14 protein-coding genes are annotated in these 23,449 nt (G+C 57.3%); 7 read left to right on the top strand and 7 right to left on the bottom strand.

The genetic code is table 11. From position 1 onward, the window contains the following. Positions 1–2: 2 nt before the first annotated feature. The 3 genes from OZX67_RS07535 to xseA all read right to left on the bottom strand — a co-directional run bounded on the left by OZX67_RS07535 (position 3) and on the right by xseA (position 3,683). Positions 3–1,574 (bottom strand): Re/Si-specific NAD(P)(+) transhydrogenase subunit alpha, encoded by a 1,572-nt coding sequence (locus OZX67_RS07535; RefSeq protein ID WP_277142217.1) that lies wholly within the window; start codon positions 1,572–1,574, stop codon positions 3–5. A 350-nt stretch (positions 1,575–1,924) separates the two neighbouring features. Further along, positions 1,925–2,251, bottom strand: a complete 327-nt coding sequence (locus tag OZX67_RS07530; RefSeq protein WP_277142215.1) for an exodeoxyribonuclease VII small subunit — start codon at positions 2,249–2,251, stop codon at positions 1,925–1,927. 106 nt (positions 2,252–2,357) lie between these two features. Beyond that, positions 2,358–3,683 (bottom strand): exodeoxyribonuclease VII large subunit, encoded by a 1,326-nt coding sequence (gene xseA, locus OZX67_RS07525; RefSeq protein ID WP_277142213.1) that lies wholly within the window; start codon positions 3,681–3,683, stop codon positions 2,358–2,360. Positions 3,684–4,008: 325 nt separating this feature from the next. Here xseA and nrdD point away from each other — a divergent pair, with 325 nt between their 5' ends. The 3 genes from nrdD to OZX67_RS07510 all read left to right on the top strand — a co-directional run bounded on the left by nrdD (position 4,009) and on the right by OZX67_RS07510 (position 12,656). Beyond that, complete coding sequence (gene nrdD / locus OZX67_RS07520; protein ID WP_277142212.1) at positions 4,009–6,405, top strand: anaerobic ribonucleoside-triphosphate reductase; 2,397 nt, start codon at positions 4,009–4,011, stop codon at positions 6,403–6,405. 197 nt (positions 6,406–6,602) lie between these two features. Next, positions 6,603–7,331 carry an anaerobic ribonucleoside-triphosphate reductase activating protein gene (nrdG, locus tag OZX67_RS07515; RefSeq protein WP_277142210.1) on the top strand — a complete coding sequence of 243 codons (729 nt, stop codon included), beginning with the start codon at positions 6,603–6,605 and terminating at the stop codon, positions 7,329–7,331. A 303-nt stretch (positions 7,332–7,634) separates the two neighbouring features. Further along, entirely contained in the window at positions 7,635–12,656 is a 5,022-nt protein-coding gene (locus OZX67_RS07510; protein ID WP_277142208.1) for an acyl-CoA dehydratase activase-related protein, read from the top strand. 431 nt (positions 12,657–13,087) lie between these two features. On the opposite strand, the gene OZX67_RS07505 is transcribed toward OZX67_RS07510, so the two are convergent. Then, a complete protein-coding gene (locus OZX67_RS07505; protein ID WP_277142205.1) occupies positions 13,088–14,215 on the bottom strand; it encodes a tRNA-dihydrouridine synthase in 1,128 nt (375 codons plus the stop codon). A 320-nt stretch (positions 14,216–14,535) separates the two neighbouring features. Between OZX67_RS07505 and OZX67_RS07500 the strand changes: the two genes are divergently transcribed. From OZX67_RS07500 to OZX67_RS07485, 4 genes are all read left to right on the top strand, one after another. Continuing rightward, positions 14,536–16,896, top strand: a complete 2,361-nt coding sequence (locus OZX67_RS07500) for a glycoside hydrolase family 3 N-terminal domain-containing protein (RefSeq protein ID WP_277142203.1) — start codon at positions 14,536–14,538, stop codon at positions 16,894–16,896. 195 nt (positions 16,897–17,091) lie between these two features. Beyond that, on the top strand, positions 17,092–17,700 hold the full coding sequence (locus tag OZX67_RS07495) for a hypothetical protein (RefSeq protein WP_277142201.1): 609 nt from the start codon (positions 17,092–17,094) through the stop codon (positions 17,698–17,700). A gap of 58 nt (positions 17,701–17,758) precedes the next feature. Continuing rightward, positions 17,759–18,121 carry a helix-turn-helix transcriptional regulator gene (locus OZX67_RS07490; protein ID WP_277142199.1) on the top strand — a complete coding sequence of 121 codons (363 nt, stop codon included), beginning with the start codon at positions 17,759–17,761 and terminating at the stop codon, positions 18,119–18,121. A 66-nt stretch (positions 18,122–18,187) separates the two neighbouring features. Beyond that, positions 18,188–19,462: a glutamate-cysteine ligase family protein gene (locus OZX67_RS07485; RefSeq protein WP_277142197.1), complete on the top strand. Its 1,275-nt coding sequence runs from the start codon at positions 18,188–18,190 to the stop codon at positions 19,460–19,462. A gap of 169 nt (positions 19,463–19,631) precedes the next feature. Here the strand turns inward: OZX67_RS07485 and OZX67_RS07480 are convergent, their stop codons facing one another. The 3 genes from OZX67_RS07480 to OZX67_RS07470 all read right to left on the bottom strand — a co-directional run bounded on the left by OZX67_RS07480 (position 19,632) and on the right by OZX67_RS07470 (position 23,265). Continuing rightward, entirely contained in the window at positions 19,632–20,234 is a 603-nt protein-coding gene (locus OZX67_RS07480; protein ID WP_277142195.1) for a TetR/AcrR family transcriptional regulator, read from the bottom strand. Positions 20,235–20,405: 171 nt separating this feature from the next. Continuing rightward, positions 20,406–21,686, bottom strand: coding sequence for an MFS transporter (locus OZX67_RS07475; RefSeq protein WP_277142193.1), 1,281 nt, complete (start codon positions 21,684–21,686; stop codon positions 20,406–20,408). 310 nt (positions 21,687–21,996) lie between these two features. After that, the gene (locus OZX67_RS07470; RefSeq protein WP_277142191.1) at positions 21,997–23,265 is read right to left on the bottom strand and encodes an MFS transporter; all 1,269 of its coding nucleotides are present in this window, start codon (positions 23,263–23,265) and stop codon (positions 21,997–21,999) included. Between the last annotated feature and the right edge of the window lie 184 nt (positions 23,266–23,449).

The raw sequence follows: 23,449 nt of genomic DNA, 5'->3' as shown, positions 1-23,449 counted from the left end.
TTTCACGCATCCTTCCTGAACATGCTGAGCATTCGGTAGGTCACAAGGAACCCGCCGAACACGTTGATCGAGGCGATGGCCGCTGAGACCACGGCGAGCACCGTCACCAACGTGTTCGGCGACCCGATCTGCAAGAGCGAACCGATGAGGATAATGCCTGAAATGGCGTTCGTCTGGCTCATCAGCGGTGTGTGCAGCGAGTGGGTGACGTTGAAGACCACGTAATAGCCCACGAAAATCGCCAGGATGAAGATCGAGAACGTCATCAGGAGCTTCATGTCGGCGAAGGCCAGCGCGATGGCGAGCAGAATGGCCGCAATGGCCATGAGCACGGTGTTGCGCTTGCTCTTCTGCGCCTTGATGGCCGCTTCCTTGGCCTTGGCGGCTTCCTCCTGAGCCTTCTTTTCCTCAGGTGTGAGCTTCGGCTTGTTGTCGCTCTTGGCAGCGGCAGACACCGCGACCTTTGGCGGCGGCCAAAGAATCTGGTCCTCCTTGGTCACGGTCATGCCGCGTTGCACCTGATCGTCGAGGTCGAGTGTGACGCGGCCGTCCTTCTTCGGGGTCAGGAGCTTCATCAGATTGACCACGTTGGTGCCGTAAAGCTGCGAGGTCTGCTGTGGCATGCGACTGGCGAGGTCGGTGTAGCCGATGATGGTCACGCCGTTGTCGGTGGTGATCTTCTTGCCGGGCTGGGTGAGCTCGCAATCGCCGCCGCCGCTTGCCGCGAGGTCGACGATCACCGAACCGGGCTTCATGCCCTTCACTGCGTCCTCGGTGATGGTCAGGACGCCCGCACCGCGCACCAAAGCGGTGGTGATGACGATATCGGCGTTCGCAGCCTCTTTGGTGTAAAGCGCCAGCGTCGCCTTCTCCTGGTCGTCGCTCAGTGCCTTGGCGTAACCGGTGTCGGATTTCTCCTGCTGGGCACCTTCGGCACGCACGAACGTGGCACCCAAGGATTCAATCTGCTCAGCGGCTTCGGGACGTACGTCGAAAGCGCGAACTTCGGCGCCCATCGACGCGGCCGCACCGATGGCGGCCAACCCTGCCACGCCGCCGCCGATGACGAAGACCTTGGCCGGGGCCGTCTTGCCGGCTGCGGTGACCTGTCCGGCGAACATGCCTCCGTAGGACTCCGCGGCCTCGATTACGGCGCGGTATCCGGAGACGTTCGACATGGTCGAAAGCACGTCCAGCGACTGCGCTCGCGAAATGCGCGGCACGGCGTCGAGCGCCAAAGCCGTGATATTGCGATGTGCCAGAATGTCCAGCAACTTGGCGTTGCTGTGCGGCGCGAGGCGCGAAATGAGCATGGCGCCCGACTTCATCTTTGCGATTTCATCAGGGGTCGGAGTGTCGACGGTTACTACAATGTCGGCGCTCCAGGCATCCGCAGCCTCGCAGATGGCTGCGCCCGCCTCGCGGTAATCATCGTCGGAGAAGCTTGCCTCTTCTCCGGCTGAAGTTTCGATAGAGATATCGTAACCGAGCTTTTTGAGCTGGCCGACGGTTTTTGGCGTCGCCGCAACCAGCCTTTCGCCCGGAGACATCTCCTTGGGTATTCCGATAATCACAGTCGCTCCTTTCGTTAGGGTAGTGACATCGATACATCACTTTCGTGATACAACTTCACTGTTGTCACATGTATCAACTTTGATGGCCAACAGTTTCAAGTATAGTCCGGTTATTACACAATTTTGGTCAGAAACAATATTTTATGAATGGTAAATAATGTGATTCATTGTTTGTTTCTTGTTCGATATTGTTTTATATGAAGAGTAAATTCTCATATCGTCCCATTGAATGTTGAGTCGTCAAGCGTGGAGTTCGGCAGACTTGCGGCAGTCTTGGAGGCCGAAAGTCTCGAGCGCGAAATAGCGAGTTGTCTTGAATGGATTCAGCGAAAGCTTAGTCTATCCTCGTGCTACTCAAGATTAGATTGCGTCCCAGCCGTCGCAGCCGTGGACTGCTGTTCGGCTTCAGCGTTCTCGAGTTTGGCGCGTACCTCGTTTAAGAGGCTTTGTGCGCGTTTGGCCAGAGCCTCGCCGACTTCCCACTGATGCATCGACTGGTCGAGGTTGAGGCCGCCGGCTTCGAGCGCCTGCACGGCCTTGATGAGGTTGTCGCGCGCTTCCTCATATGGCATTTGGGCGATCTGGTCGCGTTCTTTGTCGGTGAGGCTTGAAGCGGGGGCCGAGGCCTGCTGGGTCTTGGCTTTGTTGTTGGTTTCCGAATCCTTGGTTGCTGCCATGTTGAGTCCTTACATAATCTGTGTGGTTGATTTTACTGTTGCTGTTGTTGTATTCGAAGTGAAGGAAGTTCCTTTATATCGGATATCGAATGGGTGCCGCCTGCCTCTATGCCGGATTGACGGTTTTCGCCTCGGTGACCACCTCGCCCTTCTTCAAGGTCAAGGTCAGTATGTCACCGGGAGAAACCTCCGTTGCGTCGTCGAGCACGTGCCCGTTGGCCGCCTGCACCACTGCGTACCCGCGATCGAGCGTGGATTGCGGGCTCAAGGCGTTCAGGCTGGCGTGCAGCTTCTCGATAGTCAGGCTGGCATCGTCGACGAGTCTGGTGAGTCCAAGTTGCATGCGCTGCCTCGATTCGTCGAGGAAACGCTGGTGTGGTTCGAGCATCGTCTGCGGGCGGGTGAGACTCGGTCGGCTCGCGTAGCCTTCGATGACACGGATCTCGTTGTTGACCCGGGCGCGCACTCGCATGTTCATCTGCGCACGGGCATTGGCGATGAGCTGCCACTGCTCACGCACGTCCGGCACCGCTTTCTTCGCGGCGTCGGTGGGGGTGGAGGCGCGCAGGTCGGCCGCAAGGTCGATCAACGTCCAATCGTCCTCGTGGCCCACGGCCGAAATAATAGGGGTCTCGCACGCTGCAGTGGCACGCACCACGCCTTCGTCGGAGAAGCCGATCAGGTCCTCGAAACTCCCGCCGCCGCGGGCGACGATGATGACATCGACCTCGGGGTCGGCGTCAAGCTTCTGGATGGCAGCAATCACGTCAGATGGGCATTGCACGCCTTGGACGTGGGCGTGAACGACCTTGAACTTCACGGCCGGCCAGCGCAGATTGACGTTGGTGATGACATCGCCTTCCGCACGTGCCTGCGGGGCGCAGATGAGGCCTATGCATTTCGGGAATTCCGGCAGCTCGACCTTATTGTCTTGGTCGAACAGGCCTTCGCCCTTGAGCTTTTTGCGCAGTTCATCAATCTGCGCCTTGAGGTCGCCTGCACCGATGCGACGGATATCGTCGGCCACAAAACTCAGGCGCGTGGCTTTGACCCAGACGTCGGGCTTGCCGTGGATGACCACACGGTCGCCTTGGCGGAAATTCGAGGCCATCGCCACGAAATTGCGAAAGCCCATCACCGATATCGAGATATCCTCGAAATTATCGCGCAGGGTGATATAGCCGGAACTGGCGCGGCGCATGTTGATTTCGACGATCTGTCCTTCGACCCACGAACCCGGCCAGCGCTTCACGGCGTCGTGGTATTTCTGGCTGACTACGCTGACCGGCCACGGGTTCTCCGGCGTGGTGTCGCGAGCCAAACGCGGCAGCTGATCCAAAGGTTTCAGGCCTTGCCCGTTCGCCCCTGAGCCCTGCACGGGTGCGCCGGCTTGGGTTGATGCCGAATACCCGTAACTCGTATTGAATGTCATGATTCCACAATCCTCTTTGTGAAGGACAAGATACGATTTCCTTGATATCGGTATCAAGATTCCTTGATACCGCCACTGGACAAATTAATGTGGTTTTCTGTTCGACATTCCGAGACGAAGACAAATGTGAAATTTTTGTACTGTTAATTTTCGCACCATTCCGCCATTGTTACTAAATCTGGGGGCGAAACGCCGTGTGAGTCCCTACATATAGTATTTAGGTCGTGTATAGTGGTGAAAAGCACAGAAAGTTACACGCGTGTGATTTCAACCATGTGATTTGTAGATTTCTGTTTTATTTTTCATCAACAAAGGTAGGTAAGTGATGCAGGCTCAGGTTCTGGATGCGCCCACGAAGCCGACGACGGCGACGAAAACCGTGTTGGTCGAAAAGCGTGATGGACGGATTGTTGATTTTGACCCGGTGAATATCATCGCAGCTGTCAAGTCTGCTTTCAAGGACCTCAACAAGGAAGTTGGTCCCGAAGAGGAGCAGATGATCCGCGATCTTGCCAACGGCATCGAAGGCGAGGTCAAGGAACGTTACAGCGGACCGGCCAAAATCGAGGATATCCAGAACCTCGTCGAGCACGGCCTGGTGGAAAATCACCTCTATGAGGTGGCTCGCAACTACACCAACTATCGCCTGAACAAAGACATCGACCGTGCCAAGGCCACCGATATCAACGCCGCCGTCGACCGCTTGGTCAACAAGGATGAGACGCTGGTGCGCGAGAACGCCAACAAGGATTCCAACGTCTACGCCACCCAGCGCGATCTGCTTGCCGGCGCCGTCTCCAAGGCCTCGGCTTTCTCGATGCTCCCGAAGCGCGTCGCCAACGCCCACATGAAGGGCGACATTCACTTCCACGACGCCGATTATTCGCCGTTCACCGCCGAGACCAACTGCAGCCTGCCGAATTTCGCCGACATGCTCCACAACGGTTTCGAGCTGGGCAACGCGATGATGGACACCCCGAAGTCCATCGGCACCGCCGCCACGCAGATCACACAGATCATCAAGGACATCGCGGGCGACCAGTACGGCGGCCAGACCGTCAACCGCGCCGACGAGATGCTTGACGAATACGCCCGCAAGGATTACCAGAAGTTCCTCGACCAGGCCCACACCATGATTCCGGATTCCATGCCGGAAGAGGTTGCCCAGCAAATCGTCGACGGACTCAAGGCCAACGAGCCCAAGACCCTGCACTTCGACGCCGACCGCAAGCCGATTCCGCAGGACACCCCGTTCCACGCCGATGCACCGCGCATGGAGCAGATTCGCGAGATCTACGCCAAGATCATGACCCGCAAGGCCATCTACGACGCCATGCAGACCATGGAATATCAGATCAATTCCAACCGCGTCTCCAACGGCCAGACCCCGTTCGTCACCGTCGGCTTCGGTCTCGGCACCTCATGGTTCTCCCGCGAAATCACCCGCTGCATCTTCCTGGTGCGTATCCTCGGCCTCGGCCGCGACCACCACACCGCGATCTTCCCGAAGCTCACCTATGCCATCAAGCACGGCATCAACTCCGAGCCTGGCGACCCGAACTACGACTTGAAGCAGCTCGCGCTCGAGTGCTCCACCAAGCGTATGTACCCCGACATTCTCTTCTACGAGAACCTCGTCAAGATCACCGGCTCCTTCAAGGCGCCGATGGGTTGCCGTTCGTTCCTGCCCAACTGGACCAACCCGGACACCGGCAAGGACGAAGAGGAGGGCCGTATGAACCTTGGAGTCGTTACCGTCAACATTCCGCGCATCGCGCTGGAATCGCGCGGCGACAGGGACCGTTTCTGGAAGATCTTCGACGAGCGCATGGATGTCGCTCACGAAGCCATGCAGTTCCGCATCATGCGCTGCAAGCAGGCCAAGCCTATCAACGCCCCGACGCTCTATCGCTATGGTGCCTTCGGCCGCTTGGATGCCAACGACAACGTCGACCAGCTTTTCAACCGTGATCGCGCCACCGTATCTCTCGGCTATATCGGCCTGTACGAAGCGACCAGCGTCTTCTATGGCAAGGATTGGATGACCGATCACAGCTGGGATCCGGAAGGCAAGGAGTTCGCGCTTTCTATCGTCAAGAAGATGCACGATCTGTGCGCCAAGTGGGCCAAGGAAGAGGGCTATCACTATTCGCTCTATTCCACGCCCGCCGAATCGCTGACCGACCGCTTCAACCGCATGGATCGCGAGAAGTTCGGCCGCGTGCCGGGAGTCACCGACCACGACTTCTACACCAACTCCTTCCATTATCCGGTCTGGCTTTCGCCGACCCCGATGGAGAAGCTCGACTACGAGAAGGACTTCCCGTATTACGCTTCCGGCGGGTTCATCAACTACTGCGAGTTCCCGACCCTGCAGACCAATCCGAAGGCGCTCGAAGCCGTGTGGGATTACGCCCACAACATCGGCATCGGCTACCTCGGCACCAACACCCCGATCGATCACTGCTATGTCTGTGGTTTCGAAGGCGACTTCGAGCCGACCGAAGAGGGCTTCAAGTGCCCCGAGTGCGGCAATGCCGACCCCGACAAGTGCAACGTCACCAAGCGCACCTGCGGTTACCTCGGCAACCCGGTGCAGCGCCCGATGGTGCACGGCCGCCACGAGGAGATCACCCATCGCGCCAAGCACATGAGCGGCGAGACCGGCCACGTGATCCTGAAGGACGGCACCGAGCGCGAATGGTACGAAGAAGCCAAGTAGTTCGGTAGTTTTGTAACGTAAAAAGTAAGGCGGTTCATCGTTCGGTGTACCGCCTTTACTATTGCCAGGTGAGTCGGCCTGTGGCAGTATTCCAAAATGATATCGTCATAATCCGCGTAAGCAATGAATGATTTTTTGCGAGAGAGAAACCACATCCTAGGGTTGTGATGGATTGTTCTATTTGAAAGAGGAAGTAAATGGGAAAGCTGGTAGGCGGCAAGCTGCATGATTTCGCGGCGGACGAGCAGAACCGTGGGCCGTGGATTCCCACGAAGTATGCCAACAACCCGAAGGCGGGGCAGTGGACCAGCGACAAGCTGAGCCACGACATGATCGCCGACTACAAGCCGCTGGTGATGACCGACGGCGAAGGGATCCGCTGCTCCGTTTACGTTTCCGGCTGCCCGTTCCATTGCGTCGAATGCTTCAACGAATCCATCTGGGATTTTCAGGCCGGCCACCCTTATGCGCAGGATTTTGAGGACAAGGTCATCAAAGATCTGTCGCAGGGCGTCGTTCAAGGTATTACGTATCTCGGTGGCGAACCCTTGCTCAATACCGGTGTATTGCTGAAACTCTCCAAGCGTATCCGCGAGGAATTCGGAGGCGACAAAGACATCTGGTGCTGGACCGGCTATACGTGGGAAGAGCTCATGCGTACCGGCGAAAGCTCCGATAAGCTGGAACTTTTGCGTTATGTCGACGTACTGGTGGACGGCCGCTATATGAAGGACCATCACGATTCCCTGCTGCAATTTCGTGGTTCGAGCAACCAGCGCATTATCGATGTGCCGGCATCGTTGCGTGCGCACGATGAGACAGGCACGCTGGCACCCGTGATCTGGCCCAAGCTGCACGACCAGCACCGTTTCATTCCAGAGGTCTACGGTAAGGACCGCTCGGCCGGTGAAGGCGCTGCCAGCTGAAGCCGTTTCAATCGTTTTTATTTTCTGTGCGATGATTCAAATATCGTGGAGGATTCCTTGGTCTCTGAAATTATATTGTGATAACACTTATGTAAAATGAATGCGACAATATGGACATGCATGAATCATTCGTATTGTCAAGAGATGTAAGTCACAATGGTTGTTTCTTTTAGCTGAATCGTTGCAATCTATCTGGCTGATGGGTTGTGCCGCGACTAATCTTGCTATGTATATGTGTGTAAACTCACGGTGGCAGATTGCGCAAAACGCGGTGGGTTTACGGAAACGGTAAAGGATTCAGGCATGGCTGACGTGATGGAAACCAAGACGACGGAGCATGAAGTTACGCCCCTGCGAGTCGGGCTCGATATCGGTTCAACTACGGTCAAGGCCGTTGTGCTCGACAAAAGCAACGACCTGAAGGACGTGCTGTTCGCGGATTATCGGCGGCACAACGCCAATGTACGCGCCACGGTGGCAGGGCTGCTGCGTGACATCAAGAAACAGCTTGAAGAGGAAGGCCGCGGCTGCCAGCCGATCAATCTTGCCATCACCGGCTCCGGCGGACTGGGGCTGGCCGACGATATGCACGTTCCGTTCGTCCAGGAGGTCATCGCCGAGACCAAGGCCATCGACCAGGTCTATCCCGAAGCCGACGTGATCATCGAACTCGGTGGCGAGGATGCGAAGATTACGTACTTGAAGCCGACCCCCGAGCAGCGTATGAACGGCTCCTGCGCTGGCGGCACCGGTGCGTTCATCGACCAGATGGCCACATTGCTCGATACGGATGCCAGCGGCCTCAACGATATGGCCAAGGACTACAAGCTGCTTTACCCGATTGCTTCGCGTTGCGGTGTGTTCGCCAAGTCCGACTTGCAGCCGCTGATCAACGACGGCGCCGACAAGCCCGATCTGGCCGCCTCCATCTTCTCGGCCGTCGCCACACAGACCATCGCAGGCTTGGCCTCCGGTCGCCCGATTCATGGCAACGTCGTTTTCCTTGGCGGGCCGCTTTTCTTCCTTTCAGAGCTACGCGAAGCCTTTGCCAGAGCGCTGGAAGGCAAGGTCGACAAGTTCATCGTTCCCGAGAACGCCCACCTTTACGTGGCCTACGGCTCCGCGCTGATGTGCGGTGACGACAACGAGCTCGATTCCGGCCAACATTTCGAGCCGCATAGCTGCCAAGAGATCATCGACGACCTCGAAGCCCTCAAGAACAAGCCGGTCGACACCGCCACAATGCCGCCGCTCTTCCCGACCGAAGAGGACCGTCGCAAGTTCAACGAACGCCACGGCAAGGAACAAGTCAAGGTCGGCACGCTCGAAGGTGCCAAAGGCCCGCATTTCCTCGGCATCGACGCCGGTTCCACCACCATCAAGGCGACATTGATCAACGACGACCGTGAGATTGTATGGTCGTCTTATGGCACCAACGACGGCAGCCCGCTCGATGCGGCCGTCGAAATCGTGCGCAAGATCGAAAACGCGCTACCCCCCGAGGCTTGGATTGCCCGCAGCTGCGCCACCGGATACGGCGAAGGGCTGATCACCACCGGCCTGCACTTGGATGAAGGCGTGGTGGAGACCATGGCGCACTATCGCGGCGCCGAAATGGTAAGCCCCGGCGTCACCGCTGTGATCGACATCGGCGGACAGGACATGAAGTACTTGGCCATCGCCGACGGCGTCATCGATTCGATTTCCGTCAACGAAGCGTGCTCGTCAGGCTGCGGCTCGTTCCTGCAGACCTTTGCGTATTCCATGGGTCTGACCATCGAGGAATTCACTCAGGCCGCGCTCAATTCCGACCACCCGGTCGACCTGGGCTCGCGCTGCACCGTGTTCATGAACTCGTCGGTCAAGCAGGCGCAGAAGGAAGGCGCGAGCGTCGAGAACATCGCGGCCGGCCTCTGCTATTCCGTGGTGCGCAACGCGCTCTACAAGGTCATCAAGCTGCGCGATTCCGGCCAGCTCGGCGACACCATCGAGGTGCAGGGCGGCACATTCCTGAACGACGCCGTGTTGCGTGCTTTCGAGCTGTTGACCGGCAAAGAGGTCACCCGGCCGAATATCGCAGGTCTGATGGGTGCGTTTGGTGCGGCGCTGACCGCGCGTATGCATTACGAAGATGCGCACGATACCGATGAAACCGCGGAACATACCAAGTCGACCATCGTGCAGGGCGAGGAACTCGACCATCTCTCGATGACCTCCGAGCGTGACGTGTGCAAGCGTTGCCAGAACCGCTGCAAGCTCACCATCACCACGTTCCAGGACGGCTCGCGCTACGTCACCGGCAACCGCTGCGAACGCGGCGCCGACGCCAAAGCGGAGCGCAGCGACAGGCCGAACCTTTACGATTACAAGTACAAGCGCGTCTTCGCCTACCGTAGGCTTACCGACAAGAAGGCATACCGCGGCGAAATCGGCATTCCGCGAGTGCTCAACATGTACGAGAACTATCCGTTCTGGTTCACCCTTTTGACCAACCTCGGTTTCAAGGTACGGCTTTCCGGCCGAAGCAGCCATGAGCTTTTCCAGTCCGGCATCGAATCCATTGCTTCCGAGAACATCTGTTATCCGGCGAAGATGGTGCATGGACATATCAAGTGGCTGCTCGACCGCGGCGTCAAGACCATTTTCTATCCCTGCGTTTCCTATGAAGAGAACCTGGTCGAGGGCAACACCGACAACCATTACAATTGCCCGATTGTCGCCAATTATCCGGTTGTAATAGAAGCGAATATGGCCGAGCTGCGTGAACCCGGCATCCGCTACATGCGTCCTTACTTCAATCTTGCCGACCATGAGTTGATGGTCGACCGCATCGTTGAGGAATTCGCGTGGACCAACGTCACGCGCGAAGAGGCCGAGAAGGCCGTCAAGGCCGCATACGCCGAAGACAAGATCTTCAAGCACGACGTGCAGCAGGAAGGCCTGCGCGCGCTCGCCTATATGAAGGAGCACAACTGCCGCGGCATCGTGCTCGCCGGCCGTCCCTACCATATCGACCCCGAAATCAACCACGGCATCCCCGAAACCATCTGCTCGCTTGGAATGGCGGTGCTTTCCGAGGATTCCATCTGCGAGCTGCAGCCGGGCGAAAACCTGCATTTGAGCGAATACCTGAGCAAGGGCGAGAAGGACCCCAAGGCCAAGGATGAAGGCGGGTTCCGTGAGGTCGGCGACCGCAAGGTCATCAATATGCCGTTGCGCGTGGCCAATCAGTGGGCCTACCATTCCAGGCTCTATGCGGCGGCGAATTTCGTCGCATCCTACCCGGGGCTTGAGCTTGTGCAGCTCAACTCCTTCGGTTGCGGCATCGACGCCATCACCACCGACCAGGTCAGCGAAATCCTCGCCGACAAGGCCGATGTCTACACATTGCTCAAGATCGACGAGGTCAGCAACCTCGGCGCGGCGAAGATTCGTCTGCGTTCGCTCAAAGCGGCCGTCGAAGAGCGCGAGGCCAACAAGGCCAAGCTTGAAGCGAAGTCCGTTGCAAATGCCCCCAATAAAGAAGGTGCTATGGAACCTGCCCAAATGACCGCCGAAGATACGACCAAGAAGGCCGCCGAGGCGAAGGCTCGCGAAGAGGCCGCCGCCAAGCGCGAAGCCGAGCTGAAGGATGCCGAAAGCAAGCTCGAAGCAGCCAAGGCGCAATTGGCCGCTGCCCAAGCCGCCGTCGATGCTGCTCAGAACAAGGCGGAAACCGCCAAGCAAGATGCCGAAGCTTCTTCCGATACCTCTGAAGATTCCGATAACGCGGAAGTCCCCGCCGACAAGCAGGGCGAGTTCCGCAAGACCGGTTCCGCAGCCCCGACCCCGGGCCGTCAGGTGCTGCTTGACAGCGTCATGAAGGCGAACCCGAAGCTCACCGAGTCGATGAAGGAAGCCTCGCGTCGCGCCAACGGCGAGACGGTTGCGATCGGCACCGCCAAGACCGACAGGGCCAATGTCACCTCCAAGACGGGCAACAAGCCCGCCGACGGCAAGATCGGCAAGCGTAACAAGGGCACGATTACCGCCTACGCCCACAAGGTGCGTTTCCAGAAGGATATGCGCCGCGACTACACCATTGTCGCCCCGCAGATGAGCCCGGTGCACATGAGCTTGGTGGAGGCAGTGATTCGTTCCGGCGGCTACAAGTTCGACGTGCTCAAGATGGCCGACCAGCAGGACGTGGAGACCGGCCTCAAGTACGTCAACAATGACGCCTGCTACCCGGCCATCATGGTTGTCGGCCAGCTGGTCGATTCGATCATCAAGGGCAAGTACGACCCCGACAAGGTCTGTCTGGCCATCACCCAGACCGGCGGCATGTGCCGTGCGACCAACTACTACGGCCTGATCCGCAAGGCGCTGGTCGACGCGGGCTATCCGCAGGTGCCGGTCATCGCGCTTTCCACCCAAGGCATTGAGGACAACCCCGGTTTCACCGCGACTCCGACACTGCTGTGGCGTGCGATCAAGGCGCTGGTCATCGGCGATTTGCTGATGAAATGCCATTACCGCGTGCGTCCTTATGAAAAGGTCAAGGGCAGCGCCAACAGGCTTTACGAGATGTGGGACAAGATCGTGCGCGAGACCATCGAGCACCATGGCCATTCCACGACCGCAAAAAGGAAGATCGGCAAGGGCTATCTGCCGTATCAGACGTTGCTCAAGGAGATCGTCAAGAGCTTCGACTCCCTACCGTTGCGCAACATCCCGCGCAAGCCGCGCGTCGGCGTGGTCGGCGAGATTTTGGTCAAGTATCATCCCGATGCCAACAACCACTTGGTCGACGTCATCGAGTCCCAGGATTGCGAGGCCGTGGTGCCCGGCATCATGGAGTTCATGACCACCGGTCCGTACATCACGGATTGGAAGGAAAGGAACCTTGGCATGGGCGGCAACCAGAAGGCGTACGCCGTGATGCGCTGGGGGCTCGACCGGATCATGAACCCGGTGCGTCGCGCGATTGATACGGCGCATGGCAAATTCAGCCAGGACACTCCGATGCCGGAACTGGTTCAGCTCGCCTCCACCGTCACGTCGATTGGTGTGCAGGCCGGCGAAGGCTGGCTTTTGACCGGCGAGATTCTGGAACTCATCAAGTCCGGTTGCCCGAACGTCGTGTGCGCCCAGCCGTTCGCCTGCCTGCCCAACCACGTCACCGGACGCGGTATGTTCGGCAAGATCCGCAGGCTGCATCCCGAGGCCAACATCGTCTCGATCGACTACGATCCCGGCGCTTCAGCCGCCAACCAGTTGAACCGCATCAAGCTGATGATCGCCGCCGCCAAGAAGAACGAGCAAAAGCTGGAAAAGGCCGACTGAGACCGAGCTGATCCTGTCTGCATAGCGATAGGGCAAAACAAAAGTCGGGCGATACCTGTTCGTAAGGTTTCGCCCAACTTTTGATATGCGATACATCGTGCTCGTGTTGCTCGTATTGGAATTGTGCCGCCAACTGTCGCGGTTTTTGAATCCGGGAACGTCGATTCCATGTTAAGCAGGGTTGGATGGTATGCCGATGCGAATAGCGATGTCAGCTAAAATCGAGGATCTCGTATTGCTAAAGGTGTCGGCAAAACAGATATGTGGCAGAAAGCCAAAGAAAAATTCATGGTCCGCTGGACGAATCGCATCGAGTGCATGGCCAAGGTGACCAATGACACGTGCCTGTTTTTGTCTGAGACTTGGCGATAAGCGTTGCATATCGAATTGTATGAATATCTATCAATAGTAATGAATTGCAAGAACCGCTTTCACCATTCGGCACGCCAGTATTGTGGCGCGGCAGGATTGGCCTCGCGCGGAACACCGAGGCGGGCGGCGGCCATCGCGGGCCAGTGCGGGTTGCGCATGGCGGCGCGGCCGATGGAAACGGCGTCGACTTGATGGGTGCGCAGCATGGTTTCGGCCTGTTCCGGGCTGGAAATGCCGCCGACCACACTCACGACCGCATCGGTGTCGGCCAGCGCCCGCTTCATCTGCGCGCCGAGAATGGCGTGGAAGCCGGGGCCCGAAGGTTGCAGCGGGGTGTTGACCAGGCCGCCGGAAGAAACGTCGACCCAGTTGATGCCGTGGTTGACGACCAAATCGTGCATCAGTCGCGAAGTGACGTCGATATCCAGCCCGCCTTCGACCCAGTCGGTGGCGGAAATGCGGATGCCGAGCGGTTTGGAAGCCGGCCAAGCGGCGCGCACGGCGTCAACGACCTCACGGGTCAGACGGGACCGGTTCTCCTCGCTGCCGCCGTATTCGTCGGTTCGCGTGTTGGTCAGCGGCGAAAGCGATTGATGGAGCAGATAGCCGTGCGCGGCATGAATCTGGATGGCGTCGTATCCTGCGGCGTCGGCCCGGCGAGCGGCTTGCGCGAAGTCGGAGACAATCTGCGAAATTCCGCCTTTGTCCAGTTTCGTGGTGGGACGGTAGCCTTTGGCGATGGATTGGTCGGTCATTCCGACCGTTTGCCATCCGCCGTCTTCGAGCGGTGCCGAGCCACCGTGCGAGCCGGGAAGCCAGGGCTTGCCGGAAGCGCGACCCCCGGCGTGATTGAGCTGTAGGGCCACCGCAGCGCCCTGTGAATGGATAAACGAAACCAGATGCCGGTGTGCGTCTACTTGCTCGTCGCTATACATCCCGAGGTCATAGGGTGAGATCCGGCCAACCGGAGATACGCCGGTCGATTCGACGGTGAGCAGCCCGAACCCGCCGGCAGCGATGGCCCCGTAATGCTGCAGGTGCCAGTCAGTGGCCACTCCGTCCTGCCGATCCACGGCGTACTGGCACATGGGGGAGAGGATGGTCCGGTTGCGCATCTTGAGTCCCGTCCCGTCCGGTGTGGCGATGGTCAACGGCGAAAACAACGTGCTGCGATTATCCGTGGTCATAACGACGCTCCTCATCAAGTAGTGATGGTTCAATAACAGTTATTTTAGGTAAACGCGCGAATTTCGGCAGTGGTTTATTGGAATATCATATGACCAGCGGTTTTATGGATATTGCCTATCAATGTGTGTTGCTGATATCTATTATCTATCTCGAATTGGTTGGGATAGAATCAGCATGGTTCTGCTATCTATATGTTTGTGCTTTGATAGATATTGATACAAAGGAAGTGTGAATCAATTTGTGCTTTCCGGCCAGGATTGCCGTCATAGTAGTCGATGAGCAAAGTGTTCGGTAATAAGGGAATATCAAGGATAATAAAATGCAAGAAAACAAAGAATTACCGTATCGGAACCCACAACTTTCCGATGAAGAGCGTATCGCCGATCTTTTGGGGCGCATGACGCTTGAGGAGAAAGTCGGGCAGATGCTCCAGCTTGACGCCCGTGGAGGTGATCTGGAACATCTCATCGTCGAGCGGCATGTTGGCTCGATTTTGCACACCAGCCCGAGCGATTTGCCCAAGGCTGCGGAAATGGTGCGCACACGGACCAGGCTCGGCATTCCGCTGGTAGTCGGCGACGATTGCATTCACGGCTATTCGTTCTGGCCCGGTGCCACGATCTATCCGGAAGAGTTGGGCATGGCCTCCTCGTGGGACCCGGCCAAGGTGGAGAAGGCTGCGCGTGCCACGGCCGAGGAGGTTTCGACGACCGGCGTGCATTGGACGTTCTCTCCGGTACTTTGCATCGCCCGCGACACCCGTTGGGGCCGCGTTGGCGAGACCTTTGGCGAGGATCCTACGCTGATCGGTGAATTCGGTTCCGCGATGGTTCGCGGTTATCAAGGCGGCGCCAAAGCGGGGGAGCCGCTGGCCAAAGACGCCATTCTGGCCTGCGCCAAGCATTTCGCCGGGTATTCGGAGACACAGGGAGGACGCGACGCCAGCGAGGCCGACCTTTCGCACCGCAAGCTGACCTCCTGGTTCCTGCCGCCGTTCGAACGGGTCGCCCGTGAAGGTGTCGGCACGTTCATGCTCGGCTACGAATCCATCGAAGGCGTGCCCGTGACCTTCAATCACTGGCTTTTGAGCAAGAAGCTGCGCGGCGACTGGGGCTACAAGGGCATGCTGGTCACCGATTGGGACAACGTCGGCCGTTCGGTCTGGGAGCAGAAGATCAAGCCTGATTTCGTCCACGCCTCAGCCGACGCCGTCAAGGCCGGCAACGATTTGGTGATGACCACCGAGCAGTTCTACGACGGTGCCATTGAGGCCGTCAAGACCGGACTGTTGAAAGAAAGCGAACTCGACGAAGCCGTTTCGAGGATTCTTGCGGTGAAGTTCCGTCTGGGGCTTTTCGAGGATCCACGTCTGCCCGACCAGAAGCGCATCGATGCAGTCATCGGCAGTGACGCGCATCGCCAGACCAATCTTGAACTGACCCGTGAGTCGGTGGTGCTCTTGCGCAATGGTTCATTCTCCTGGAAATCCACTGATAAGACAAACAATGCGGAAGATTGTGATGATTCCGCGAAGGACGCCAAGCCGGTACTGCCTCTTGACGGCAAGGCTATACACAACCTCGCGGTCGTTGGGCCGCTCGCCGACGATGCCCAGACGCAGCTGGGTGACTGGGCCGGCAACTCCGGCCAGGTCTCGTGGATGCCGGAAGGGCAGCCCCGCGAGATGATCACGACGGTGCTCGATGGCTTGCGTGCCATCGGCGAGGACGACGGTTTTGAGGTCACCTATGCCAAAGGTTCCGAAGTGGTGGTGCTCGTCGACGATCCGTTCGGTCCGGTATTCCCGGACAATCAGCCCCGTCCGAAGGTTGCCCAATCCGCGCCGATCGATCAGGCTCAGCTCGACGAAGCCGTTGATGCGGCCAAGGCGGCCGATGCCGTGGTCGCCGTCGTAGGTGACACCATTCCTCTGATCGGCGAAGGCCGTTCCACCGCAACGCTCAAGTTGCAGGGTGGTCAGGTGGCGCTGCTCGATGCGCTCGCAGACGTTGCCAAAACCGAAAGCAAGCCGTTCGTCGTCGTGCTGATGAGCTCGAAACCGCAGGTGTTGCCGGACAGCGCGTTGAACGCCGATGCCCTGATTTGGGCACCGAGCCCAGGCATGGAAGGCGGCCGTGCCATCGCCGAAATCATCATGGGCATCACCGCCCCGAGCGGTCGCTTGCCCATCACTTTCCCTCGCGATGCTGGCCAGCTGCCAGTCTACTACAACCAGATTCGCGGCCAGCACGGCTGGCGTTATGCCGACCTGACGCAGGACCCGGCCTTCGCGTTCGGCGAGGGATTGGGCTACACCACCTTCTCTTACGGCAAGCCGCAAATCGAAGGTGGCGACACGCCGTTCGGCACCGATGATACCTTGCATGTTTCGATAGATGTCACCAACACCGGCAGCCGTTCTGGAACTGAAGTGGTGCAGGCCTATGTCGGCGATTTGGTGACGTCGGTGAGCTGGACGGACCGCGAGCTGAAGACCTTCCGCAGGGTTGATCTCGAACCAGGCGAGACCAAGGCGGTCACGCTCGATATCCCGATCGAAGCCTGCTCCATCGTCGACGCCGATGCCAACCGCATCGTCGAGCCCGGCGAGTTCGAGCTCTTGGTCGGCCATTCCTCCCGTCGTCGTGATTTGAAGCGAGTCACATTCACGGTCAAGTAGCCGTTTGAATTAGTCATCAGGGAGTGTACGCGAATCCGTCTGAGTGCCTGACGGGTTCGCGTTTTTTGTATCCGGAAGGCATCTTCCGTTTCAGAATTTGAAACCAAGAAATGGAACCTTGAAAAAATCTTGATTTTTCCGATTTTCAGGGCTTTTGGCTAGGATTTCGTTTTCAGTCGTATTACTGTGGCTGGCATGATCGATGATGAAATACAAATAAAGTCAAGTCCGGCAGAGACGGATTCGTCCCCGGGCGGCGTCACGAAAACAAAGTATGACGAAACGCGGGAACGACTGCCTGAACATTGCAATTCGGTCTGTGCGAAGCCGGGCAGCCACAATACGTTGTACTGGTACCCGCAGAGCGGGGTCCCGACAATCGAGAGCGCCTTCAAAAGGTATGTGGCTCCGAGATTCTTTCGTTGGAAACAGGCGGTAAGGGCTTTTGCGGAATTCGAGGATGTGTTGAAACGTGCCAAAAGGGGGAATCTCCGCCCCATTTATGAGGTGAGAACCATCAATCCTGCAACAACGATGCCTGAGATCATTTACGAAATTAAGACACATTGGAATAACGCCCAACGTTCAATCAAAACTTCGGGTTACATCGGTGCACGTCTGTTTTACGGAGAACCAGAGGAGAAGCCGAACACGGTGATTTGCGTTTATCTTATGTGCAAAGTCGAGCACGATGATAACGAAACGGGTTGGCTGGTTCAGACCGCAGCGGCGAAGAAAGCAGCTTTTCGCTTTGATGAGTGTAGGCGAAACAATTGGGATATGAATGAACTTTCCAAGATTTGACAGAGTATGACAAAATTGATAATATAAACTATAGTTTATATTTTGCTTGGAGGGAATAATGGTGGAAGTCGATTGGGAAAGCGAAGAAGTACAATCTTACCTGCGCTTGGCACGTTCACAAATTCAAAACGATGACGGACTTATTGAAAATCTCCAGCGTATCCGCAAGGAGTGGCACCTGAGCCAAGCGGATATTGCCTTTGACCTGGGCATCACGCAGCCGGCAATTTCGGCGCTTGAGTCAGGCAACGCCGATCCGAGGCTGGGCACGGTCGGTCGGTATGCCAACGCGATGGGTTACGTCATCGAATATCGCGTCGTGCCGTATCGCGAGGGTGACGATACGAAAGCAGATGACGCGGGGCAGGAGACTAAGAAATCTGCCAAGTCCACCGGTGAAGCCGGACGAGTTCACTCCTGAATATCCTCAATGCGCAACCCGCGTAATTGCTCGATAAAGCGGGTGTGAGCGAATACGATGGAAGCTATGAACATTACTCCACGGGTGAGTTACGCGCACGTCGGCGCGAAGGTGAACAGCAAGCATGTAGAGAGTCTGCTGCGCTTCTTTGCTTCCGGCGCCAAGGCCGAACGCGACGACGGTTATGGGGTTGAGATTGAGCATCTTCCCGTGCGCAACGGCAGCGATCGGGCCGTGAGCTACGCCGAAGCCGATGGTATCGAAACGCTGCTGGAGCGGCTTCGGCCCTACTACGACGCCGACAAGGAATTCGTGGAGGACGGTCATCTGCTGGGGCTTGCACGTCCGGGTATCAGTCTCTCGCTGGAGCCGGGCGGCCAGTTCGAAACATCCATCGGGGTGCTGCACACTCCCGAGGAACTGCTTGGTATCTACTCAAAGTTCCGCAGCGAAATCGACCCCATTCTTGATGACCTTGGGTTTCGGCTGATCAATTACGGCTATCAGCCGGTCACGAGCTTTGCCGATATCAAGATCAACCCAAAGCGCCGGTATGCGGCGATGAACGATTATCTCGGCCATGTCGGAGCGTACGGGCCTTGTATGATGCGCTGTTCCGCTTCGACCCAGGTGAGCATCGACTATAGCGACGAGGCTGATGCCGTCGCAAAAATGCGTGTTGGCAGCGCGCTTGGCCCGATCATCTCCATGTTCTTCCGCAATTCCCCATATTTCGAAGGCGCAGCGAATCCGTTCCCGCTTCTGCGTCAACGCATCTGGGACAAGGCCGATCCGCAGCGCACCGGTATCACGCCTGGACTTTTTGACCCGCGATTCGGTTGGGAGGATTATGCCCGCGACGTCTTGGCCACGCCGATGATGTTCGTCGATCTCACCCACACTCCCGAGGCTGCTGGTTTAAGCGAAGACGAGCAGGAGTTCGTCGCCTTCAAGCGCAACGCGGCCGATATCTACCCCGATCGGGAGCTCAATAACTACGAGGTCAGCCACATTCTCTCGACCCATTTCAATGACGTGCGGCTCAAAAATTTCGTGGAACTGCGGCACTGGGATTCGCTGCCCATCGAGCGTGCGGAGCTGTTGATGCAAACCGTGAAGAACGTCTTTTACGATAACGCCAATTTCGCCCGTTGGAAGTCATTCGTCGAGGGGCTTTCGATTGTCGACGTTGAATTTGCGAAAGATGATCTGCAGGCGCATGGCATGGATGCCCGGCCATACGGAACGACCATGGACGAATGGCAGGATAGGCTTGGTCTGGCCGATACGCGAGCCGACATCCCCGGCGATCCGGTTCACCCCGATGTGTTTCAGCGTTGAAAGACTTGCATTTTTAACGAGTTGGGGGAAATGCGTGGCAAATGAGCATTCCGGAAAATCGGCTGATTGACGAAAACCCTTGATACGCAACGGTTTTCAGTGACCATGTTGGCAGCGAATATTCGGTTTTGTCTCACATTTTTCATGAGTCATAAAATGTGAAACAAACTCACCGATATCCTTTCCACAATGGCATCGGCATCAGCTCTGCTTCGCATTCGGCCCACATCTCGTTGAGGTCGCGTTCCGGGGCACGCAGCCAGCGCAGCTGAATGCCGTCCATCATGCTGAAGCCGGCCTCAAGCAGAGCCCCGATATTGGTGCTTTCGGGCACATACCAAGGAATCTGCAGCATCTCTTCGAGCAGGTTCTGGTCGCGTTTCGTAAAGTATTCATGCGCCGGGTGCTTGGGGTCGATCGCCTCGGCGTCCAAGGTCGAGAACATGTGCACCTGCTCGGGCCGCTTGGCGTTGATGGCCACGACCTCGCGCCACATGCGTGCCACGTTGGGCCGGTCGGTCATCCTGAAATTGTCCATGATGCTTTCGGTGGTGGGGTCGTATATCTCGTCGAGGACGATGTCGAGCAACCCCTCTTTGTTGCCTACGTGATGGAGAACTCCGGCCTTGGTCATTCCAACCGTGTTCGCGATCTTTTGCAACGAAGTCCCGTAATATCCCTTTTCGCCGAACGAGACGACAGCGGCATTGAGGATAGCGGTGCGGCTATCGATACTGTTATCGCGTTTTTTGCCATGGGGAAGATGCAACATAATTAAAAGGCCTCTTTTATATACGACGCTTTCTTATTATTCCTTAGAAGCTAGACCGGGTGCGGTTTGGTGTCGTATATCGCGTAATCGGATAATATTCCTGATTGATATACAACGATGCCGCGCCCTGATGAAACTTAAGGACACGGCATCGTTGCAATTACTTGAGTCTTACTTGACCTTGCGGATCATCATGATGAAGATCGTGCCGACCAGCAGGAAGACGATGGCGACAGGGAAGACGCCCTTGTAGCCGCCGGTGATGCCGATGAACATGGTGGTGAAGGCGGGGGCGAGAGCCTGGCCGATGGTGTTGGCGAGGTTCAGGATGCCTAGGTCTTTGCCGGCTTCCTTCGGGTTGGGCAGCACGTCTACGTTCAGCGCCTGGTCGACAGACATGTAGCAGCCGTTGCCAAGGCCGGCGAGCGTCGCGTAGATGTAGATGCCGGTGGTGGTAGGTATGAGCCATGCCACGAGCATGCCCAAGGCGATGATGACGCAGGCGATGGCCACAATGAACTTGCGACGGTGCAGGAAGTCGGAAAGCGGGCCGGAAACCACAGAAGCGAGGATGGTGGCGATCAAGGTGATGATCGACATGATCTGCATGGCGGTGCCGGCTGCCTTGACGCTCAGGTGGATGTAACGTTCGAGAATCAGCAGCTGGTAGCCGGAGATCATGAACGTGCCGATAACAAAGGCGAGACGGCCGAACAGGGCGAGATAGAAGTCGCGGCAGTTCTTGGTCGGCGGGATGAAGGACTTGAGGACATCGGAAGCCGAAGTGGCCTTGGTGTTGTTCTCCGCGGACTTCTCACGCGGCCAGATCAGCACGGTGATGATGCCGGAGAAGAGGAAGACGCAGGTGCCGATGGTCAGACCGGTGTTGAGCTTGGTCAGGAAGAAGCTGCCGATGAAGTTGCCGGCCTGCATGCCGACGATCTGGCCGGCGCCGTAAAGGGCGGAGAAGGTGCCGCGCACATCTTCGGGGATACGGTCGGAAAGCACTGCGACGGCGGGGGCGATCAGGCAGTTGATGCCGACCTGAACGATGCACCAGCCGATGACCATCCAGACCAGTGAGGTCGAATGGGCGGTGAGGAAGTAACCTGCAGCCCCGATGATGCCGCCGGCGACGATCCAAGGGGTACGCTTGCCGATTTTGAACTTGGAGACATCGGAGAAGGTGCCGAAGACGATGTTGGAAACCAGTGCGAAGATCGAGCTGACGGCGTTCATTGTGCCGAGCGCACCCTCAGCGGAGATGCCTTTGATGCCGGAGAAGACCTGCGGCAGCAGTACGCCAGAACCCATGCTGAAGGGGATGGCCCACAGGATTGAGACCAGCGCGAAGCCCGTGGCGAAGCGGATCTTGTGTTCCAGTGGTTTTTGGGTGTCAGGCGCCAGATTCGGTGGCGTCGCAACTATTTCTGATTGTGTTTCTGCGGCCATGCAATTCCTCCTTGATTTTTGGTAACAACTTAGTTACCGTCCGGTCGGTAATTAGTCTAACATCAAGAATTTGAAAAGTAAAATATATGGCGCATCTTATTTTATCCACTTTTCAATGTCCTGAAATACGGTTTCATGGGATGGTGCGCATATTGCTTGATGATGATGGTTCTGTCCGGCATGTTTTAAAGGTCAAAGACAAAAGGCAATAAGAAGGCCCTCAGATTATGTTCTGAATATAATCTGAGGGTCTTGTACGAGATGGTGCGCAGGGTGCGACACCGCCTCATTCTTTATCGATTACCGAGCCCTACTTGACCTTGCGGATCATCATGATGAAGATCGTGCCGACCAGCAGGAAGGCGATGGCGACGGGGAAGACGCCCTTATAGCCACCGGAGAGGCTGATGAACAGGGAAGTGCACCAAGGGGCGATGGCCTGTCCGACGGTGTTGGAGAGGTTCAGGATTCCTAGGTCCTTGCCGGCTTCCTTCGGGTTGGGCAGCACGTCTACGTTGAGGGCCTGGTCGACGGACATGTAGCAGCCGTTGCCGATGCCGGCAAGCGCCGCGTAGATGTAGATGCCTGTGGTCGTTGGCATGAGCCATACCACGAACATGCCCAAGGCGATGATGATGCAGGCGATGGAGACGATGACCTTGCGTCGCTGCAGATAGTCGGAGATGGGGCCGGAGAATGCCGCTGCGATGATGGTGGTCACCACGGTGATGATGGCGATGACCTGGGTGGCGTGTCCTGCGTCGGCGGTGCTCAGATGGATGTAGCGCTCAAGGATCAGGAGCTGGAATCCGGAGATCATGAAGCAGCCGACCGTGAAGGTGAAGCGGCCGATGAGGGCCAGGTAGAAGTCGCGGCTGTTCTTGGTCGGGGGAATGAAGGAGCGTGCGATGTCGCCGGCAGAGGTGGCCTTGTCGTTGTGCTCGGCCGACTGCTCGCGAGGCCAGATGAGGACTGTAAGGATGCCGGAGAAGAGGAAGATGCAGGTGCCGACGACGAGGCCGGTGTTCAGGTGGCTCAGGAAGAAGCTGCCGACGAAATTGCCGACCTGCATGCCCACGATCTGGCCGGCGCCGTAAAGCGCCGAATAGGTGCCGCGCACATCCTCGGGGATGCGGTCGGAAAGCACTGCGACGGCGGGGGCGATCAGGCAGTTGATACCGATCTGCACGATGCACCAGCCGATGACGATCCACAGAAGGGTCTTCGATTCAGCGGTGAGCAGATAGCCGGCGGCGCCGATGACGCCACCTGCAACGATCCATGGGGTGCGCTTGCCGATCTTGAACTTGGAAATGTCGGAAAGCGTTCCGAATACGATGTTGGCGACGAGCGCGAAGATGACGCTGACCGAACTCATGGTGCTGACGGCATTTTCAGCGGAGACGCCGGAAAGGTGTTTGAACGTCTCGGGAAGCAGCACGCCGGAGCCCATGGCAAAGGGCGCTGCCCAGAGGACGGAAACCATGACGAAGCCCAATGCGAAACGTACTTTGTTCTGCAATGGCTTTTGGGTATCCGGCGCCAGGTTCGATTTGGTGACCTGTATTGTTGAGTCCATTTACACCCTCCTTGGTTGGAGGTAACTTTCGTAGTTACCGTTCGGTCGGTAAGTATTGTATCAGAGTAATTATTTACATAAAAGAATTATATGGGAATTTTCTGATTTCCTGCAATCCGCTTAATTGGAAAATCAACAAAAGCGTGAACGACGCAGTGAGGGGATACTCTCAGAGCATAAAAAC

It is taken from the genome of Bifidobacterium sp. ESL0728, from assembly GCF_029392015.1.
In the GTDB taxonomy this organism is placed as follows: Bacteria; Actinomycetota; Actinomycetes; order Actinomycetales; family Bifidobacteriaceae; genus Bifidobacterium.
This window is presented reverse-complemented; position numbering and strand designations above follow the sequence as displayed.

What these genes read in the sequence shown, in the direction of transcription:
- OZX67_RS07530 (WP_277142215.1), bottom strand. Translation starts at nt 2,251, where the DNA reads ATGGCAGCAACCAAGGATTCGGAAACCAACAACAAAGCCAAGACCCAG.
- xseA (WP_277142213.1), bottom strand. Translation starts at nt 3,683, where the DNA reads ATGACATTCAATACGAGTTACGGGTATTCGGCATCAACCCAAGCCGGC.
- nrdD (WP_277142212.1), top strand. Translation starts at nt 4,009, where the DNA reads ATGCAGGCTCAGGTTCTGGATGCGCCCACGAAGCCGACGACGGCGACG.
- nrdG (WP_277142210.1), top strand. Translation starts at nt 6,603, where the DNA reads ATGGGAAAGCTGGTAGGCGGCAAGCTGCATGATTTCGCGGCGGACGAG.
- OZX67_RS07510 (WP_277142208.1), top strand. Translation starts at nt 7,635, where the DNA reads ATGGCTGACGTGATGGAAACCAAGACGACGGAGCATGAAGTTACGCCC.
- OZX67_RS07505 (WP_277142205.1), bottom strand. Translation starts at nt 14,215, where the DNA reads ATGACCACGGATAATCGCAGCACGTTGTTTTCGCCGTTGACCATCGCC.
- OZX67_RS07500 (WP_277142203.1), top strand. Translation starts at nt 14,536, where the DNA reads ATGCAAGAAAACAAAGAATTACCGTATCGGAACCCACAACTTTCCGAT.
- OZX67_RS07495 (WP_277142201.1), top strand. Translation starts at nt 17,092, where the DNA reads ATGATCGATGATGAAATACAAATAAAGTCAAGTCCGGCAGAGACGGAT.
- OZX67_RS07490 (WP_277142199.1), top strand. Translation starts at nt 17,759, where the DNA reads ATGGTGGAAGTCGATTGGGAAAGCGAAGAAGTACAATCTTACCTGCGC.
- OZX67_RS07485 (WP_277142197.1), top strand. Translation starts at nt 18,188, where the DNA reads ATGAACATTACTCCACGGGTGAGTTACGCGCACGTCGGCGCGAAGGTG.
- OZX67_RS07480 (WP_277142195.1), bottom strand. Translation starts at nt 20,234, where the DNA reads ATGTTGCATCTTCCCCATGGCAAAAAACGCGATAACAGTATCGATAGC.
- OZX67_RS07475 (WP_277142193.1), bottom strand. Translation starts at nt 21,686, where the DNA reads ATGGCCGCAGAAACACAATCAGAAATAGTTGCGACGCCACCGAATCTG.
- OZX67_RS07470 (WP_277142191.1), bottom strand. Translation starts at nt 23,265, where the DNA reads ATGGACTCAACAATACAGGTCACCAAATCGAACCTGGCGCCGGATACC.